Genomic DNA, 18731 nt, shown 5'->3' with positions numbered 1-18731 from the left:
CCCTTCATAATTTTACCCGCCAGAAATATAAGGGTAAAAGGCCACCACATCATTTTCTTGCAGCCTGTAAGCTAAATCCTTGCGTTCCCCGTTAACAGTAACAAAACTTATAAGATCTTTATTCAATCCTATAATTTCAAGAAGAGTGCTGATAGTAGATTGTTCTGGAACTTCCACTATTTCGTGGCAAGCCTTCAATCTCGATGAATTTTTTAATAAAAAGTTGTCGACTTTTACTTGCACTGAAATGTTGGACATAATACCTCACCTGCTTTTTTGTCCTTGGCTGTTTTTTGACTTATTAATTGTTGAATATTGTTAACGTTAGTACTATATTTCCTTTGACTTCTACTGTTATTATAGTTTCCTTTATAACAGAAATGCTAAAAACTTTCCACTCACAAACTTTAATTTATATTACGCCAATTAGCGAAACATTTGAAAAATAAGAATTTTATACTCTAAATAATTTTCTGGGAAAAGCGGTTAATATCTCATTTTCATGTTCTCCAACATATATTAAGTCTGTAATTCTTGGGCCACCTCTATCCTTTACATAAATTTTAGGTGAAAATAATTCTATTACCATTCCAGCTTCAATAAGATCATGATATTTTCTACCAATAATCGGGAAATACTCAATTGGACGTAATCCAACTCCATATCCAATTATATCCATAAATTGATTTTCAAGTCCTAACTTTTTAAAAATCCTTCGTGCTGTAAAATCAACTTCCCAAGCCTTAGCACCTGGTCTTAATGCTGCAATTGCTTTTTCTTGAGCTTCCAATAAATTTTCAAATAACAATTCCTGTTCCAAGGGTATTTTCCCAACAGCTATGGTTCGACATATTTTTGCATAATATCCTTCATAGATTGCCTCAAGAAAAACTAATACAATATTTCCATCCTTAATATATTTACAACTTGAGGCAGCATAGTTTAATAGTCCACGCTCACCAGAAACTATTTGAATTCGAAATGGTATTCTATTTGAATTCATTTTAAGCAGGGCATATTCAACTTCTTTACTAAGTTCTAACATACTTACTCCGGGACGTATAAGATTCAAAGCTGTTTCCATTCCCTTGCATACCATAACTGCTGCCTGCTTGATTTTTTCAACCTCACTTGGTTCTTTAATCGCTCTTACCTTATAAAACAAATCAGATGCATCAATAAATTTTGCTTCTGGTAGAGCTTTTTTGATAGTTTCAAAAACCGTATTAGAAATGAAATATTTTTCTAAGCCGATTATTACATTCCTAAATCCATAGGCATTTATACGCTTGGCAATCTTATCTCCTAAATTTTCTCTCGGTTTAAAATAGCTAAAAGTTTTTAATCCAGACTCTTCCTCAATATAGTCAGCATCCAACCAGTTGGCAATTATACACGGTTCACCTTCTATCGGAATTAATACTGCCATATTTTCTATTTGAGTTAGTCCGGTTAAATATATTATGTTTTCTCGCTTTACGACCACTAAAATATCTATTTTTCTCTCAGTCATTAATCGTTGTACCTTTTTTATCCTATAAATAAACTTTGCTGCCATATAAATCACTTCCCTATTAAAATTTTTTATTCTATAGAAGTTAATTTCCCATTATAAGTAGAGTTTAGAATATTTTAAGATAAAATTCTCTTGTTTTACGAGGAATGTACAAGCAATTTTTATACCAGCATTTATTTGTTATTAAAAAAATACATTAAAAAAGGTCTGAAATCCCGCTTATGGTATTTCAGCGGAACAGACCCAAAGTATTGGTGGATTATAAAATTTAATTATTTATGCAAAACGGCATAATTTTAATTCGAATATAAAAATTAATTAAGCTTCTCAGCCACTAACTCTGCAATATCGTAAACTTTAACTTCCTCGGTCTTATCAAATGCCTTTATTCCATCTTCAAGCATGGTAAGGCAGTACGGGCAGTTTACCGCAATTCCCTCCGGGTTGGTAGCTAAAGCTTGCCGCGTACGCTCAACGTTAATCCGTTCCCCTAAAGTTTCTTCCATCCACATCCGTCCACCACCAGCGCCGCAGCAAAAACTGGTTTCTCTGTTCCTGCTCATTTCGGTTAATTTTACTCCTACCTTCTTTAATACTTCCCTTGGCTCATTAAATACCCGGTTATACCGTCCCAGGTAACAGGAATCGTGATAGGTAAAGCGACGGTTATCGGTGCTGTTTAACTTTATCTTATTTTCTGAAAGAAGCTTGGCAATTAGCTCGCTGTGGTGGATCACCTCGTAATTACCGCCAAACTGCGGGTAATCATTTTTCAAAGTATTATAGCAGTGTGGACAGGCGGTAATAATTTTCTTAACTTTATAATTATTCATGGTTTCAATATTTTCCTGGGCAAGCATCTGGTATAAATATTCATTACCAATTCTCCGGGCAGAGTCGCCACAGCATTTTTCTTCGGTACCTAAAATGGCAAACTTAATCCCTGCTGCTTTAAGGATTTTAACTAAGGCCCGAGAGACTTTTTTGTTTCTTTCATCAAAGGAACCGGCACAGCCAACCCAGTAGAGATATTCTATTTCTTCGGGGTTTTCCATCTCTCCCAGGATTGGCACATCCAAACCTTCCGCCCAGTCCGCTCTACTGGCCCAGCCCACACCCCAGGGGTTACCGTTATTTTCCATATTCCTAAAAGTAAGCTGTACTTCCTGCGGAAAGGAGCTTTCCATTAGGACTAAATTTCTTCTTAACTCTATTGTTTTCGGAATGTGCTCTACGTATACCGGACAGACTTCCTGACATGCCCGGCAGGTAGTACACGACCAAATCGTATCTTCTTCAATTACCTCCCCGATTAATGCCCTTGTAACCGCACCTTCCACTTCACTGGTTGCCGCTTCTTCCCCCAATCCTTTTTTGACCAGTTCGGCTTTGGCTCTGGCAATTATCACCGGTGCTCTTTCGTTTAGAGCCTCTTTCAGGTCCTGGGTCATTTTCTTGGGCGATAACGGCTTTTTCGTAAGATAAGCGGGGCAGTTATCCTGACACCGTCCGCAGCGGGTACAGCTATCCAAATCTAAAAGCTGTTTCTGGGTAAACTCTTCAACCGTCGATACCCCAAAGGATTCTGCATCTTCAGCTTCCAAATCAATTAAGGGGAAGGTCTTGGCACTCTGGGGATCCGCCAAAGCCTGGTTGATGGGAGCAGTGAAGAGGTGAATTAATTTGGAATACGGAATATAAGCAATAAAGCCAAAGGCTAAAAGCATATGCCCCCACCAGAGAATAACATGCCACAGCCTGAGGATTCCTTCATCGGCTCCGGCAAATAGCTGGGCCACTAAATTGCCAAAAGGCGAATAGGCCGCCCAGTTATCCCCGGCCACTGCCATGCGGATTCCTTCGACGATATAACCGGTAACCAAAATTGTTAAAATTAAAAGCAATGAAATTAAATCATCAGGCTTGTTATCGAGACGATCTGGCTTTATAATATAGCGGCAAATAATAGCCATTAAAATACCAATGATTGCTGCAACCCCACCTACATCGGCTAAAAAGCTAAAAAGTAAATAAACGTTGCCGGTAAATACTTTAATCCCGAAGTCTGCCTGAATTGCCACTATTAAAGTGGTTAAAAACAAGACAGTAAAACCCCAGAAGATACCAAAATGCATTAAGCCGGGATACAGTTCGTTTAAGATTCTTCTTTGGAAAAACGTTTCTTTTAAGAATCTTCCGAAATCCCACTTAACACTGGCTTTTTGCCCTATTTTCCAGTATTGATACCGCTGGTACATCCCATAGGCGAAAATTGCCAGGGCGATTAAAAACAACGGGTACATTAAAAACTTGGCTGTGTGGTTTATATTCCAGTAAAGTTCCCGCTGGGGAATTCCATTCACCCTAATCCCTCCCCTTTTGTTTGCAATTTTTTCTAAACAAAATTTATTAGAGAAGGAAGGCAAAAATGCCTTCCTTTACGATTTTAAAAGCTTTTTAAACTCTTCGGTTAAAAGCGGAACTATTTCAAACAAATCGCCAACTATGCCGTAATCGGCAACTTTAAAGATGTTAGCTTCCGGGTCTTTGTTAATGGCTACTATTACCTTGGAGCTGCCCATCCCGGCTAAGTGCTGAATTGCTCCGGAAATACCTACGGCAATATACAAACTGGGGGATACGGTCTTACCGGTCTGGCCTACCTGGTACCGGTGCTCCCGCCAGCCGGCATCTACCGCTGCCCGGGAAGCCCCTACCGCTGCCCCTAAAACGTCCGCCAAATCTTCCAACAGCTTGAAGTTCTCCGGTCCTTTCATCCCCCGACCGCCCGATACTATGATATCCGCTTCGGTTAATTCGGGACGTCCCGATACCTGCTTGACTACTTCCTTTACTATGGCTTTTAAATCTTCCGGCATAAAGCTGACCGCCACTTCTTCAATTGCTGCTTGCCCGCCTGTCTTTTCCGCTGCCGGAAATACGTTGGGCCGTACCGTTACTATTAACGGATGGCTGGTGGCCCCCACTTTGGTATAAGCTTTCCCGGCGTAAATGGGTCGTACAAAGACTCCTTCTTCGTAACCGGTGATGTCGCTTATCTGCCCCGCTCCTACCCGCTGGGCTGTCCGCGGTGCAAAGTCCCGCCCCTGGGCGGAGTTGGCAATTAACACTACTTCCGGCTTTTCTTTATTGATTAATTCCGCCAGTACCCGGGTGTATTTGGCGGTGGTGTACTGCTCTAAATCCGGATGGTCGGCTACATATACTTTCCCTACTCCGTATTCCCCAAGTTCAGAAGCCAGGCCTTTTACGTCTTTTCCGATTACTACCCCTTCAACCTCTCCCCCTATTTGCCGGGCCAAAGTTACCATCTCAAAGGTTACTTTCTTTAACTTACCTTCCCTTTGCTCTGCTACTACCCATACTTTACCCATTAGCTCCACCCCCTATATTACCTTGGCTTCTTCCCGTAAGGCTTTGACTAACTTGGCTACCGCTACCGCCGGCTCATCGGTGAAGATTTTCCCCGCCTGCTTGCCTTTGGGAAGAAAGATTTCTTTTATCTCTACCTTGGGCGTGGCATTTACCCCCAGGTCTGCGGCGTTTATGACCTTTAACTCTTTTTTCTTGGCCTGCATGATGCCTTTCATGGAAGGATACCGCGGCTCATTTAACCCCCGCTGGGCGGTAACAAGGGCCGGTAGAGGCACTTCTACCACTTCGGTACCACCTTCGATTTCCCGGTGGCCGGTAATCTTGCCTTCCCCTACTTCTAATTTGGTGACAAGGTTAATTTGGGGTAAGCCTAAAATCTCGGCTACCCGTACCCCTACCTGGGCGGAACTGTCGTCAATGGCCCGCCAGCCGGCTAAAATAAGGTCGTATTCCATTTGCTGCAGCACTTTCGCCAGTACTTCGGCTACCACCATTTCATCTAACTGCAGGCCGTCGGTTTTGACCAGTACCGCCCGGTCGGCTCCCATGGCTAAGGCCTGCCGTAATGCTTCCTGAGCCCTATCACTCCCCGCCGATACTACCACTACCTCCCCCTGCCCAAGTTTTTCCTTGATCCTTAGTGCTTCTTCTACCGCAAATTCGTCGTAGGGGTTAATGATTAAGGTTACCCCGCTGTCGTCAATTTTCCCGTCCTTTAATACTATCTTGGCTTCGGTGTCAAAGGTTTGCTTTAAAAGGACTACCAGTTTCACCTAATCTCCCTCCTCATGTTTTTATAAAATATTTAACTTTTTGGCTTGAAACTTTAACTCATCTCTAAAATCAGGGTGGGCAATATTTATTAAAGCTTTTGCTCTTTCCCGATAAGTTTTTCCTCGAAGTTTAGCTACACCGTATTCGGTAACAATGTAATCAACATCATTTTTAGAAGTTGTTACAATTGCCCCAGGTTTTAATGTTGGAACAATTTTTGAAATCTGTCCATTTTTTGCCGTAGAGTATAAAGCAATTATCCCTTTACCGCCCGGGGAATGTAAAACACCCTGGGCAAAATCGGCTTGTCCACCAGTACCGCTGTAAATTTTTGTACCAATACTTTCGGATGCACATTGCCCCCATAAATCGATTTCCAAAGTGGTATTGATGGAAATCATCTTTTTATTCTGAGCTATTACACACGGATTGTTGGTATAAGAAACTGGATGCATTTCAACCATTGGATTGTTATTCAAAAAGCTATAAAGTTTTTTCGTGCCTAAGGCAAATGTACCAACAATTTTATAAGGATGCAAGGATTTCGCGCTGCCGGTAATTACTCCAGCTTCTACTAAATCCACCATACTATCGGTAATCATTTCGGTATGGATTCCTAAGTTTTTCTTTTCCTTTAAAAATTTAGCTACAGCGTTAGGTATTCCTCCAATTCCCAATTGTAACGTTGACTCATTCTCGACCAATTCAGCAATATATTCACCAATGCGTAAGTCTTCGGCTTTTAGTTCTTCTGGAAAAAGCTCAGGCAGCGGCCTTTCACTTTCAATCAAAAAATCTACCTCCGATATATGAACAATTCCCTGGCCAAAGGTTCTTGGCATATTGGGGTTAATTTCTAATATTACCTTTTTGGCCTTCTTTAAGGCTGCAAGCGAATAATCCACCGATGTTCCCAGGCTAAAAAAGCCATGTTCATCCATGGGCGAAACCGTTGTCATAAAAACATCGACATCTAAATAATCCTGAATAATTTGGGGAACATCGTGGAAATGACAAGGAATCATCTCAGCAAAACCCTGATTTATTAATTCGCGCACCGGCCTTCCGGCAAACATCGATATATGCATTATGCGCTCACTTAACTCTGGTTTTAAGTACAAAGAATCTTGTACTGGAAGGAGTTGAAAGACTTTAATACCTCTTAAATCTTGCTCTAAAACTCTTTTTCCCAAACCGTCCAAGAGCATTAATGGTTCTGCTGCACCAAGGGATACAAATACATTACAATTATTCGTAATTACTTCCAGTGCTTGCTCAACAGTTGTTAATTTTTTTCTATATTCGGCATGATAGTTTAATAACATTTACCTCACCCTTTAAAGCACTAAAATTCCTTGAGGATATACGATGAAATCACCATTCTTTGCACTTCACTGGTACCTTCATAAATTTCGGTGATTTTAGCATCTCTCATCATCCGTTCTACCGGATATTCACGGGTATAGCCATAGCCTCCAAAAATTTGAACCGCCTTCGTGGTAACTTCCATAGCCGTTTCTGCAGCAAAAAGTTTAGCCATTGATGCAGCTTTGCCATAGGGCAGATTGTTTGATTCAAGCCAGGCAGCATGATAAACCAGCAACCTTGCCGCCTGGATTTTAGTCGCCATATCCGCTAAAACAAAACTTACTCCTTGAAATTCAGCTATGGGTTTGCCAAACTGGGTTCTTTCCTTGGCATATTTCACTGCAGCTTCGTAAGCTCCTTGGGCTATACCTACCGCCTGAGCAGCAATACCAATGCGTCCGCCATCTAAGGTAGATAAAGCAATTTTAAATCCCTGACCTTCTTCACCAAGTAAATTTTCCTTTGGAATCCGGCAATTTTCAAAAATTAACTCAACTGTCGGGGAAGAACGAATGCCCATTTTCTTCTCTTTTTTACCAAAATTAAACCCAGGTGTTCCCTTCTCGACAATAAAAGCAGAAATTCCTTTGTGTCTTTTATTTTTATCAACAGTTGCAAAAACTACATATATTTCTGCTTCTCCCCCATTGGTTATGAAAATTTTGGATCCGTTTAATACATAATAATCTCCATCTTTTACCGCTGTTGTCTTTAATGAACCGGCATCTGTGCCCGCTGAAGGCTCGGTCAACCCGAAAGCACCCATTTTTTCGCCCAAAGCCAGCGGTTTTAGGTATTTTTGCTTTTGTTCTTCCGTCCCATATTTATAAATTGGGAAACTTCCCAACGAAACGTGAGCGGATAATGTAACACCGGTAGAAGCACAAACCCGGGAAAGTTCTTCCACAGCGATAACATAGGCAAGATAATCCATTCCTGCCCCGCCATATTCTTCGGGCCAGGGAATGCCCGTTAACCCTAATTCGGCCATTTTCTTAAAGATTTCCCGGTCAAATCTTTCCTCTTCGTCTCTTGCGGCTGCAGATGGGGCAACTTCTTTTTCAGCAAACTCTCTTACCGTTTGCCTTAATAATTCGTGCTCTTCAGATAACCTAAAATCCATATGAACTCCTCCTTTTTTTATTTTTTTTATAGATAAAACTAAAGAAAATTTTATTCATATATGCATAATTTTCCTGAAAGCATAATTGAAAACCTGTGTCCTTAATTTTTTGTAACTTTTTATACCTAAAGTGTATTCATTTTTAAGTTATGTTCTTGTGGTTACTTTCACTTTTTGTGCTAAATAAATGTGTAATATAATTTATTTGCCAATAATACAAAGCAATTTCCATGCCAAATTATTAAAATTTTCTTCTACTTATGGGTGTTAATCGTTAATCAGTAAATTTTACTTTAACCGAACCAAGAGGCCCGAAATTGGCAACAAAATGGTCATTACCGGTAACTTCATACGCTTTAGTCAGCGAACCGGATAAAATAATCTCCCCCGGTTCCAAGGCAATACCAAACTCGGAAAGTTTATTGGCAAGCCAGGCAACAGCTAATGCAGGGTGCCCTAAAACCGCAGCTCCGGCCGCGGTATCAATAATCTCTCCATTTTTTTCTAATACTAACCCAACATATTTAAGATTAACCTGATCTACCGGTATTAATTTACTTCCTAAAACAACCATCGCACTGGAAGCATTATCGGCAATAGTATCCTGAATCTTAATCTTCCAGTCTTTAATCCGGCTATCAATTATTTCAAATACTGGAATTACTCCTGCTGTCGCTTGCAATACTTTCGTTAAAGTAACTCCAGGACCTACAAGCCTGTCCTTTAAAACAAAAGCAATTTCCGCTTCAATTTTGGGTTGCAATAATTTGGAACGAGAAATAGCAACCTCTTCATCGCCAATCATGTCATCAGTTACATGCCCGTAATCCGGCTCATGAACTCCTAACATTTGCTGCATTGCCCGGCTGGTTAAACCTATTTTTTTACCAACAACTTTACGTCCCAGAGCTTTTTTCTTGTCTACATTAATTAACTGAATCTGGTAAGCATCACCAATAGTAATATCAGGATAAATTTCCGTTAAAGGCTGTTCTAATGCTTTTCTTTCTTGACAGGCTTTCCAGAGCGCTTCTGCCGCTGTTTGTAAATCTACTTTATCCATAATTTTCCTCCTTAACCATTTAATAAAAATCCTACTCAAATAACCTTTTTCATAAGGCGTTCAAAGCTAATTTTTTCAATTGAAAAATTTATATGTTTTTCCTTTAAAAGTAAAACAGGAGAAGATAAACCATGGAAATTACTACCGAAACTAACATTAAAGGAAAGGCTAATTTCATAAAGCTAATAAACGAAATCGGATAGCCGTTTTTCTCAGCTAACCCTGCCACAATTACGTTAGCTGAAGCACCGATTATCGTACCGTTGCCGCCCAGGCAGGCCCCTAAAGATAAGGCCCACCACAGCGGCTCTAAAGCCTGTGGTGTCATGCCGGCTAAAGCACCCATCTTCTGAATTAACGGAATCATCGTGGCCACAAAGGGGATGTTATCAACAAATGCCGATGTTATAGCCGAAAGCCAGAGAATTAACATCCCAGTTAAAGTGAAATTACCTTTGGTGGCTTCCAGGCTCCAGCGGGCTACCCGGTCGATAACTCCCGTTTCCACAAGGCCTCCTACCACAATAAACAAGCCGAGGAAAAAGAAGATGGAAGGCCATTCCACGGTTAAAAGCACTTCCTCCGGCTCGTCCCGGGTGATGGTTAATAAAAGTGCTGCACCAAATAAGGCGATGGTGGCCGATTCTAAACCAAGTGCACCGTGCAAAATAAAGCCAAGAATGACGAGGCCTAAGACAAAAAGGCTTTTCTTTAAAAGGGCAAAATCTTTAATTTCATCTAATTCATTTAATTCCAGTAATTTCTTTTTTAATTCCCCAGGTACTTTAAATTCCTTATAATAAATCAAGTAAAAAAGAAACATGGTTACGATATGGATAACTATAATAACCGGTGTTAAATTTTTAAGAAAATCTAGGAAATCCAGATGAGTTTGGCTGCCAATCATAATATTGGGCGGGTCACCGATTAAAGTGGCGGTACCGCCGATGTTACTGGCTAACACCTGTGAAATAAGAAAGGGAATAGGATTTATCCCCAGCCGGTCAGTTATAGTGAAGGTTACCGGAACAATTAGTAAAACTGTTGTAACGTTATCTAAAAATGCCGATAAAAAGGCGGTAACGGTAGCCAGAGCTATTAAAATATAAACTGGCTCCCCTTTGGCCCATTTAACCGCTTTTACTGCCAAATACTGAAAGACTCCTGTTTTTTTGGTAATGCCGACAATAATCATCATTCCGATTAATAGGCCCAAGGTATTCCAGTCAATATGGTGAATTGCTTTTTCCTGACTTAAAACGCCCAAAACAATTAATAAAGTACCGCCTAAAAGCGCTGCTATAGCCCGGTGTAGTTTTTCAGAAATAATTAAGGTATAAGTTGCAAAAAATACGGTTAACGCAATTAATGACTGACTCATTGATTTTCCTCCTTATTCACAAAAAATCTTTAAAAAATCCCAGGAGATGTCAAAGACTACTATAAGATATCCAAAAACAGCCTTTTGACACCTTTTAAACAGAAAAGATGCTAAAAGGAGGTTGTGTAACTACTTTATTAAACCCGCTTCCCTAAGCAAAGTTTTTAGGTTTTCTACTGCTGCTTCATCAGCACGCCCCGCTGGTTGCCGTATATAACTTTCAACGGGTAAACCACAAAGCTTGCAAGCTTCTTTTAATAAGCTAATTGCTGGCTTATCAAGACTATAAATGCGCGGCAGTCTTAAAAGTTTCCGGTGCCAATTCATGCTCTCTTCTATATTGCCCTTAACAAAATTATTATAAATATTTACAGGTATATGAGGCGCAAAATTAGCTGTCCCAGGTATTACACCATCTCCACCCATAGCCAATGTATTGAATAGGTGGTCGTCGTATCCTGCCAATACGCTGAAATCCGGTCTAACTGTTTTTACCTGTAAAATTAATTCTCTTATGTGAGCTATACTATCAATTGTATCCTTAATACCAACAATATTTGGAAAATCACTTGCTAACTTTGCAACAAGAGAAGGAGAAAGATTTTGACCGGTCAAATCAGGGAAATTGTAAAGAACTATAGGTATATCTACTACTTTCGCCACAGTTGCAAAATGCTGGTATAAATTTTTTTCAGAAAGTCCCCAATAATAAGGAGAAACAACTACCACACCATCGGCTCCAATTTCTTTGGCATGTTTCGTTAATTCCACAACTTCCTTGGTATTACTGCTTCCGGTACCTACTAAAACAGGTACCCGGCCTGCTACATAATCTACCACAAATTTGGCAAATTCCTTTCTTTCTTCAGCATTTAGATGAGAAAATTCTCCAGAGCTCCCTAAAACAAATATTCCATGAACTCCACCATTGATTAAAAAATCTATTAGAGCTTTATTGCCTTCCCAATCAAAGGTACCATCCTCTTTGAAAATGGTTAACATCGGTGGAATTACTCCACGAAATTTATTTAAAATTTCTGTCATGTTTAAACCTCCTGAGTTGGAATAATTACATTCAATTTATTTTTTCTAGGTTATTTTTATATTAAGATGAAACCCCACAACATAATTTCCCATCTTACTGCTCCTTCCGGATAATTGTTCCCGGGACTTCGGTCACCCGCGCAACTCCGGTTAAAAGCATCGCTTCCCTTAGTTCCTTTTTAATTTTCTCTAGGTAAATTTTAACTCCTTCGGCACCACCGCCAAAAGCTGCCACAATTATCGGCCGCCCTATTAATACTCCATCCGCTCCCAGCGCCAAAAGTTTTAAAACATCGACACCGGATCTTACTCCTCCATCGGCCAGGATGGTGATTTTCCCTTTTACTCTGGCAGCAATTTCCGGCAGGACATCGGCAGCCCCGGGAGTTTCATCCAACGTCCTTCCACCATGGTTGGAAACCACAATGGCTTTCGCCCCGGCCTGAACCGCTAATTCGGCCTCATCAGGGGTCATAATACCTTTTAAAATAAACGGAAGCCTGGTGGAATTAACAATTTCCATTACTTCTTCCAGGGTTTTCGGACTGACCGGCTGCCCCTTTAAAGCCATCGTTAGTAATCCGGCTCCATCAATATCCACCCCTACAGCAATAGCTCCCGTTTCTTCCGCTTCTCTAATCCTTTTAATTATCTCCTCTTGCGCTCTTGGTTTAATAATGGGAATACCTTTACCCTCCACTTTTTTAATCGCTTTTAACCCCGAACCGTACATGGTGGGATCGGCTCCATCTCCGGTAAAAGCTAAGGTTCCAGCTAAAAGGCTACCTTCAACAACCGCTAAACTATATTCCTCATCAGTTAACGCTCCGCCCATGTTGTAAGTGGTTCCGGTAATCGGAGCAGCAAAAACCGGCATGCTTACCTTAACCCCAAAAAGTTCAAAGCTTAAATCCGGTTCTTTTACTCCGTGAATCGTTCTTAAATTTAACTTATACCGGGAAAGAGCCCGTAAATTTTCCTGAAAAGCTTTTCCGGTACCTACTCCTCCCATTCCCGGTACTTCTCCGGCACATGCCCGACCGTCACATACCGGGCAAACCCGGCAAAATCCCTTGAGCTTTTCTCTGGCGGTTGCCCTAATTTCTTTTAAGTCCATAATTTCTTTCCCTCTCATTATTTTTTTTAGAGAATTTTTGTTTGCCTTTTTATTTTTGTAACTTTAAAACTTTTCCCATTTCGAGATATCTTTCGACGTTCTAAATTTTTTAGCAAATTTTATGCCATCTTTTTAAGGTATAAGGTATTATATTTAAAAAAAGATGGCTTGACATAAAAAAACCATATTTAAATCTATGTATTTTTAATTTTTGTATTTTTAATGAAAAAGCAAAATCTTACAAAAACGTTAATGTTTTTAGGCATGAATGCATTTTATTTATTTTTGCATAAATAAATGCACAATTACTAACTTAATTCTTTTTCGTTATTTTTTTCAATTATTTTTTTAACATCAATATTGTACTTTTTAATCTTCCGCGATATAGTCGATTGATTTACACCTAAAACACTTGCTGCTCGAGTTTCTGTACCATATTTTAACAAAGCATCTTCTATTAACTTCTTTTCAACTAAACTAATTGCTTCATCTAAAGTGATATTTTCCCTATTTTGTAATGTCTTTCTAATTAAAGCAATGTTACCAGGTTCCCCGTAAAGTGAATCCAAATGTATAGGCAAATCTTCAACGTTAATTTCATCCTGACTTACCACATATGCATGTTCAATTACATTTTCCAATTCCCGAATATTACCAGGCCATTTATATTCTTTTAATATTTCTAATACTTCTCTTGTAAATTTTTTTTCACTACCATACTTTTCATTAATTCGAGTAAGAAATTCCATTGCCATTGGAATAATTTCTTCTTTTCGCTTTCGTAAAGGAGGTATTTCAATAGATATAACATTTAGCCTGTAATATAAATCTTCTCGAAACTTACCTTCTTCCACCAATTTAGCTAAATTGCGATTAGTTGCAGCAATAATGCGTACATCTACTTTTATAGGTTTTGTACTTCCCAAACGCATTATTTCTTTCGTTTGTAATGCCCTAAGTAATTTTACTTGTAAATGCAAAGGAAGTTCTCCTACTTCATCTAAAAATAGCGTTCCTCCCTGAGCTAACTCAAAAAACCCCATTTTACCTGTTTTAAGGGCACCAGTAAAAGCACCAGGTTCATAACCAAAAAATTCAGATTCCATTAAATTTTCAGGAATTGCACCACAATTAACAGGTAAAAACGCTTTATCTTTACGTAAACTATTAAAATGAATAAACCGGGCAATAACTTCCTTGCCAGTTCCAGACTCTCCAATTATTAAGACTGTAGTATCAGTCCTTGCTACTCTCAATGCCTTATATATTACATCCTTCATTAGAGGACTTTTGATAATAAAACCTTTAAAGTCTTGCTGAGCTTGACAAAATAGAGTTAATTTTTCTTGAAGTTCTACAATTTTTCGTTGATAATGCTTTGACTTTTCTTTAACTTCAGCAAGTTCTCTCCGTAACATGTTTAACTCAGAAATATCACGAACATTGGTCACAACACGTTTAACTTCACCACTATTGTCTAATACAGGATTTCCCGTTACCACAACTTCTTTTTCATTTTTTATTTTTTGCAAAATTGTTACAGGCCGTTTTTCTTTCACTACCTGCTTGTAAACAATTTCGGAAAAATAACCTTCAGCCTTTAATTCATCAAGTCGTCTCCCAATAACTTCATCTTTTTTTATACCAGTAATTCTCTCATAAGCTTTGTTTATCCTTAATGTTTTTCCAGTACAGTCTGAAACGTAAATACCATCATACGAGCTTTCGATAATAGCTTCCAGTTCTTCTTGCAAGAATGAAAGTTCTTTAATTTTTTTTAATAAGCTACTTATTTTTACTGTCTTAACTTTAATTACTAAATCATCCAACCTGTCCACTTCTTCAATAATTGACTCTACTATAATTTTTAACTCATCATTAAAACACATATTTAGTAATTCATGCTCTAAAGGAAAGGGGCTTTCTTTGAATTTGCAATTTTCACAAACTTTACAGTAAAAAGCTAATAACTCTCCTTTTAAATTAAATACACTAACAAATACCGGTACTACATTTTTTTTATTGCTTAACTCCTTTAAATATTTTTTAACCCCTTCCTCATTAACATTGCCACACATATAATTCCAATTCATATTCACCACTCACTCTGCCCCAGGGTAAGAAAAAAAATTTTCTAATATTGAATTTCCTAATATAAAAGCCACCACCAGTTTCTACTAAACCACATCCATCAGAAATGAAAAGCGCTGTTTTAACTTTAGTTTTTTCTATTAAATCTAAAATTCGACAAAAATTATACTTTACCTCTTTAAGCTTACCTAATTCCTTTCGAAAGTTTTCAAAGTCACTTTTATCTATTCCAATAAGTGCTACTCCAGGACCTTCAGGAAAAGTTAAAATTCCAATATCACTTTTTAAAAACTCAATTTCACCCCGGGCAGGCTGCAGTTTTTTAAACGGTGAACCTATTACACCTCCACCTGGCTCCTTAATTAATGGATTATTTAAACTTAAAGCCACTACCTCAATACCATCTATTGCTAAAAATTTACTTTGCTTGGCTAACCAATAATCAAGCGCAACAGGATCCCTTATCATTTCCACTGCATTTTTTTCCTTTTCTATCTGTTTTCGCAATTTACTTATTGCACACAAAAAAGGTAAGTGTTTACTTCCAACATTGTAATTTCCATATCCAAGTGTAAGAAATGAAATGGAAGGACTTAACTGAATATTAAGGGAAAAAACAAACAACATAACCACTCTTTCATCTTAAATTTCTCACAACCACTCCTTATTATTTCCATCCTGTTAAAATATTTCCCTCTTCGTCAAAAGCAAAGTCAATTGGCCCATCAACAATTTCTAATGATGAATTTGCTCTTACTTCTGACAAAAGTGCTTGCGAAATGTAAATTTGCTCTACATTTAAAGTATTTTTAATGCGTACTATTCTAGTGTCTTCACCGACATAATCAAAGTTATTAGCAGTTTTGATTGCTGCCTTAATTGCCATTTCGTCATTAGGCATAACCATTGGCAAACGAACGGTACGCGGTATTGCAGCAGTAATACTATTTATATATCCTTTCGTAAAATCAGTACTTTCTAAAACCTTTAATGTAGTAACATCTGCTACACCAATACCATTTGCATTACCTTCTGTCCGTTCGGTTAGACGTAGAACCACTATTCTATCTACGATTAAATCTCCTTTTCCATAATCAGAAGCAAATCTTCCCGTCACATTTGGATCCATTCCATCTCCACTGATATCTTTACCTATTTCATCAACGATTAAAACATCTAAATTGTTTACTAAAATTTTCGGCATTAATGATTTTGCCAGGTTTAAAAGTTTGGGTTCTTCAACAAAAAACTCATCAGTCGTTAACGCCTTAACTTCAGCAGTTTCATCATAGGCATTTTCTATTAAACCTATTCCTAAAACCACTGGAACTTTAGTTAAAATTACCCGAGCCATTTCTTGCAACCGTTCGGAAAAGCGATAAAAACCCATTTTATGGCACACTTCGGCTCCCTTTTGCTTACCAAGCCCTATTACTATCATTTTTATAATACCGCTCTCAATATCGCCGCTAAAAGATGTATGAGGTTTTATTCTATTTATAATGATAACTGCATCAGCGTTTAAAGCATCACAACTTGCATAAACAGGGACATTTTCCCTTGTTTTCCCTACTAATTCTACGTCTAAATGCGAAACAATTGGCGCTTTTACAGTTTCTTCAGTTATGCCAAGCTCTTCTAAAACCTGCTTTTGTCCTTCATTGGTAGCCCCGCCATGGCTTCCCATAGCGGGAATAATAAACGGTTCTCCACCATAATCCTTAACTACTTTTACCGTTTCTGCAACAAAATCCGCAATATTCGCTATACCTCTGCTACCTACCGCAATACATACTCTTTTTCCTTTTAACTTTTTCATGACTTCTTCTTTATTGCGAAGTTCTTGGTTTAATTTTTCAACAGGATTTTTTAGTACCGGTACATCAAACTTTTGCCTGACTTTATACATCTTGGGAATTACCGTATCTTTAACTAGCGCCACAATAGGCTCAAAGTCAACATAAAAGTTATAACTTTTTATTTCTCTTCCTCCAGCTTTTTCCATCGCAACCACCTTTCCGCTGGACAATTATATTCTTCATCAGGTTTTAATATTAAATCATCAAGATTAACCTCCGGAACCTGCTCGGCTTTAACAATTTTTGCCACTTCAACCCCCTCTATACCTTCATTTGCAATAGCCTCAATAATATTACGTTCATTCCTATAAACCTGTTCCGGAGGCAATTCATAAACATCAAATTCCAAACTTTCTCCGCTAACACCAATTACACGCACCGGTCGTTTTAATATTTCTATTAATTTTTTTTCAATTTCCATTAAATTAATTCTATCAATTTTAAATCCTACAATTTTTACTACCGTCTTATCTATATAAGCTATTATGCGTACAGATCCCAATCAATGTTCACTCCAATCGCTCATTTTCTTGCTCACCAATTCCAGCTAACCGCAAGGCAAACTTTTTCTTTTTCTCTATATCAGCAAGCCTGGTAATCATAATTCTTTGAGCTTGAGGTGAACCGGCACCATGCATCGATTCCGGTAAATACCCAACAGCAGATCGTCCTAATGTTAAGTTTTCTATTAATCTCATTAGTTTTACCCGATCTTTTACTTTTACGCCTTTCTTGCCGACCAAATATTTCTGCAACAATTCTCCAACCTTACCATTTTCTAAGTCTTTCCATGACGGCATTGTCACAAAAAGTCCGCCAGCTATATCCTGCAGTAGCCTTGCAATTTCATAGGGCATCCGTGTTACATTTTGTTTGCAAACATTTGCCAATAATCTATCAACCATATAGTTACCTGCACTTGTTTTATACCCCAAACAAGAGCAAGCAACACCACAAGAAAATATCGTTTCATTTAAATGAATCATTTCAACAATCTTATCTTTAATATGCGAAGCTTTATCTACCCCATTAAACTCCGCAATATTAGCAGCAGCTCCAATTAAAACATCACCAACTCCAACTTTGCATCCACCATAGCTTTGCCTATGGTAACTTGCAAAATACTCGACAAGATTTCCAGCAAACTCCACTTCACCGCACATAAATACCCTTTCCCAGGGAACAAAAACATCATTAAAAATTACCACAGCTTCTTGCCCCGCAAATTTAGGATTGCCACAATCCTCAGGAGCATCGTACAAACTTCTTAAATCCGATGGCTGACGTCCATATACATAGACTATTCCTGGAGAATCCGAAGGTACAGCAAAAGATACTGCGTAGGGTTTTTCTTCTTCTCCTTTTAAGGAGATTGTTGGCATGACTAATATTTCATGGGAGTTAATAGCTCCTGTTTGGTGGAACTTAGCACCCCGAACAACTATCCCTTCTTCTGTTTCCTTAACAACCCGCAAATAAAGATCCTTATCTTCCTGTTCAGAAGGCCTTAACCCCCTGTCACCTTTCGGATCTGTCATAGCTCCATCTACAACTAAATCATTTTCTTGCACATATTTTAAATAATTTATAAACCTTTGGTGATATTGGGTCCCATATTTTTCATCTATTTCATACGTTACAGCATAAACGGCATTTAAACCGTCCATGCCAACACAACGTTGGAAACAAACCCCAGTTAATTGCCCAATTGTTCTTAACAACTCAACTTTTTTTAACAAATCATCAGTGCTTTGATGAATATGAGTAAAACGATTTACATACTTATCAACAAAAGGTGAATAAGCAGTAGCAAGATCTTTGTACTTACTATTATGCGCTAAAGCATAGGTCATAGCTACAGCATTAACTGAAGGACGTATTACGGGGTGATCTACTGGATTTTCTATCCGCTCTCCCCTAAAATAAACTTCAAACTTCATCGCTCTTAAGCTATTAAGGTACTCCTTTACTGTTTTTAAAGGCATAATAAACACTTCCC

The 18731-nt window shown here is 38.5% G+C and carries 16 protein-coding genes; all 16 read right to left on the bottom strand.

All coding sequences use genetic code 11. The features are described from left to right. Positions 1–12: 12 nt before the first annotated feature. The 16 genes from CHY_RS06180 to CHY_RS06105 all read right to left on the bottom strand — a co-directional run bounded on the left by CHY_RS06180 (position 13) and on the right by CHY_RS06105 (position 18717). Positions 13–258: a MoaD/ThiS family protein gene (locus tag CHY_RS06180; RefSeq protein WP_041537689.1), complete on the bottom strand. Its 246-nt coding sequence runs from the start codon at positions 256–258 to the stop codon at positions 13–15. A gap of 196 nt (positions 259–454) precedes the next feature. Continuing rightward, on the bottom strand, positions 455–1558 hold the full coding sequence (locus CHY_RS06175) for a M24 family metallopeptidase (protein ID WP_011344238.1): 1104 nt from the start codon (positions 1556–1558) through the stop codon (positions 455–457). Positions 1559–1830: 272 nt separating this feature from the next. Then, positions 1831–3879: a heterodisulfide reductase-related iron-sulfur binding cluster gene (locus CHY_RS06170; protein WP_011344237.1), complete on the bottom strand. Its 2049-nt coding sequence runs from the start codon at positions 3877–3879 to the stop codon at positions 1831–1833. A gap of 75 nt (positions 3880–3954) precedes the next feature. After that, positions 3955–4911: an electron transfer flavoprotein subunit alpha/FixB family protein gene (locus tag CHY_RS06165; RefSeq protein WP_011344236.1), complete on the bottom strand. Its 957-nt coding sequence runs from the start codon at positions 4909–4911 to the stop codon at positions 3955–3957. Between the two features lie 12 nt (positions 4912–4923). After that, the gene (locus tag CHY_RS06160; RefSeq protein ID WP_011344235.1) at positions 4924–5685 is read right to left on the bottom strand and encodes an electron transfer flavoprotein subunit beta/FixA family protein; all 762 of its coding nucleotides are present in this window, start codon (positions 5683–5685) and stop codon (positions 4924–4926) included. 21 nt (positions 5686–5706) lie between these two features. Further along, positions 5707–7011: an acetyl-CoA hydrolase/transferase family protein gene (locus CHY_RS06155; RefSeq protein ID WP_011344234.1), complete on the bottom strand. Its 1305-nt coding sequence runs from the start codon at positions 7009–7011 to the stop codon at positions 5707–5709. A 20-nt stretch (positions 7012–7031) separates the two neighbouring features. Continuing rightward, positions 7032–8177 (bottom strand): acyl-CoA dehydrogenase, encoded by a 1146-nt coding sequence (locus CHY_RS06150; protein ID WP_011344233.1) that lies wholly within the window; start codon positions 8175–8177, stop codon positions 7032–7034. A gap of 274 nt (positions 8178–8451) precedes the next feature. Continuing rightward, positions 8452–9240, bottom strand: coding sequence for a 2-keto-4-pentenoate hydratase (locus CHY_RS06145; RefSeq protein WP_011344232.1), 789 nt, complete (start codon positions 9238–9240; stop codon positions 8452–8454). Between the two features lie 103 nt (positions 9241–9343). Further along, positions 9344–10621 carry an SLC13 family permease gene (locus tag CHY_RS06140; RefSeq protein ID WP_011344231.1) on the bottom strand — a complete coding sequence of 426 codons (1278 nt, stop codon included), beginning with the start codon at positions 10619–10621 and terminating at the stop codon, positions 9344–9346. 129 nt (positions 10622–10750) lie between these two features. After that, positions 10751–11665, bottom strand: coding sequence for a 4-hydroxy-tetrahydrodipicolinate synthase (gene dapA, locus CHY_RS06135; protein WP_011344230.1), 915 nt, complete (start codon positions 11663–11665; stop codon positions 10751–10753). A 94-nt stretch (positions 11666–11759) separates the two neighbouring features. Beyond that, complete coding sequence (locus tag CHY_RS06130) at positions 11760–12782, bottom strand: alpha-hydroxy-acid oxidizing protein (protein ID WP_011344229.1); 1023 nt, start codon at positions 12780–12782, stop codon at positions 11760–11762. A gap of 308 nt (positions 12783–13090) precedes the next feature. Further along, positions 13091–14875, bottom strand: a complete 1785-nt coding sequence (locus CHY_RS06125) for a sigma-54 interaction domain-containing protein (protein ID WP_049752082.1) — start codon at positions 14873–14875, stop codon at positions 13091–13093. Further along, positions 14844–15500: a hypothetical protein gene (locus CHY_RS06120; protein ID WP_011344227.1), complete on the bottom strand. Its 657-nt coding sequence runs from the start codon at positions 15498–15500 to the stop codon at positions 14844–14846. Before CHY_RS06120 ends, CHY_RS06125 begins: the two co-directional genes overlap by 32 nt. 40 nt (positions 15501–15540) lie before the next feature. Further along, positions 15541–16878: a DUF362 domain-containing protein gene (locus CHY_RS06115; RefSeq protein ID WP_049752081.1), complete on the bottom strand. Its 1338-nt coding sequence runs from the start codon at positions 16876–16878 to the stop codon at positions 15541–15543. Further along, a complete protein-coding gene (locus tag CHY_RS06110; RefSeq protein ID WP_011344225.1) occupies positions 16851–17234 on the bottom strand; it encodes a hypothetical protein in 384 nt (127 codons plus the stop codon). The genes CHY_RS06115 and CHY_RS06110 overlap by 28 nt, the downstream gene beginning before the upstream one ends. A 7-nt stretch (positions 17235–17241) precedes the next feature. Then, positions 17242–18717, bottom strand: coding sequence for a 4-hydroxyphenylacetate 3-hydroxylase family protein (locus CHY_RS06105; RefSeq protein ID WP_011344224.1), 1476 nt, complete (start codon positions 18715–18717; stop codon positions 17242–17244). Positions 18718–18731 lie beyond the last annotated feature (14 nt).

It is taken from the genome of Carboxydothermus hydrogenoformans Z-2901 (assembly GCF_000012865.1).
Classification (GTDB): Bacteria; Bacillota; Z-2901; order Carboxydothermales; family Carboxydothermaceae; genus Carboxydothermus; species Carboxydothermus hydrogenoformans.
This window is presented reverse-complemented; position numbering and strand designations above follow the sequence as displayed.

Coding starts and splice junctions, on each gene's coding strand:
- CHY_RS06155 (WP_011344234.1), bottom strand. CDS start 7,011: ATGTTATTAAACTATCATGCCGAATATAGAAAAAAATTAACAACTGTT.
- CHY_RS06115 (WP_049752081.1), bottom strand. CDS start 16,878: ATGGAAAAAGCTGGAGGAAGAGAAATAAAAAGTTATAACTTTTATGTT.
- CHY_RS06140 (WP_011344231.1), bottom strand. CDS start 10,621: ATGAGTCAGTCATTAATTGCGTTAACCGTATTTTTTGCAACTTATACC.
- CHY_RS06125 (WP_049752082.1), bottom strand. CDS start 14,875: ATGAATTGGAATTATATGTGTGGCAATGTTAATGAGGAAGGGGTTAAA.
- CHY_RS06120 (WP_011344227.1), bottom strand. CDS start 15,500: ATGTTGTTTGTTTTTTCCCTTAATATTCAGTTAAGTCCTTCCATTTCA.
- CHY_RS06180 (WP_041537689.1), bottom strand. CDS start 258: ATGTCCAACATTTCAGTGCAAGTAAAAGTCGACAACTTTTTATTAAAA.
- CHY_RS06150 (WP_011344233.1), bottom strand. CDS start 8,177: ATGGATTTTAGGTTATCTGAAGAGCACGAATTATTAAGGCAAACGGTA.
- CHY_RS06175 (WP_011344238.1), bottom strand. CDS start 1,558: ATGGCAGCAAAGTTTATTTATAGGATAAAAAAGGTACAACGATTAATG.
- CHY_RS06130 (WP_011344229.1), bottom strand. CDS start 12,782: ATGGACTTAAAAGAAATTAGGGCAACCGCCAGAGAAAAGCTCAAGGGA.
- dapA (WP_011344230.1), bottom strand. CDS start 11,665: ATGACAGAAATTTTAAATAAATTTCGTGGAGTAATTCCACCGATGTTA.
- CHY_RS06145 (WP_011344232.1), bottom strand. CDS start 9,240: ATGGATAAAGTAGATTTACAAACAGCGGCAGAAGCGCTCTGGAAAGCC.
- CHY_RS06165 (WP_011344236.1), bottom strand. CDS start 4,911: ATGGGTAAAGTATGGGTAGTAGCAGAGCAAAGGGAAGGTAAGTTAAAG.
- CHY_RS06105 (WP_011344224.1), bottom strand. CDS start 18,717: ATGCCTTTAAAAACAGTAAAGGAGTACCTTAATAGCTTAAGAGCGATG.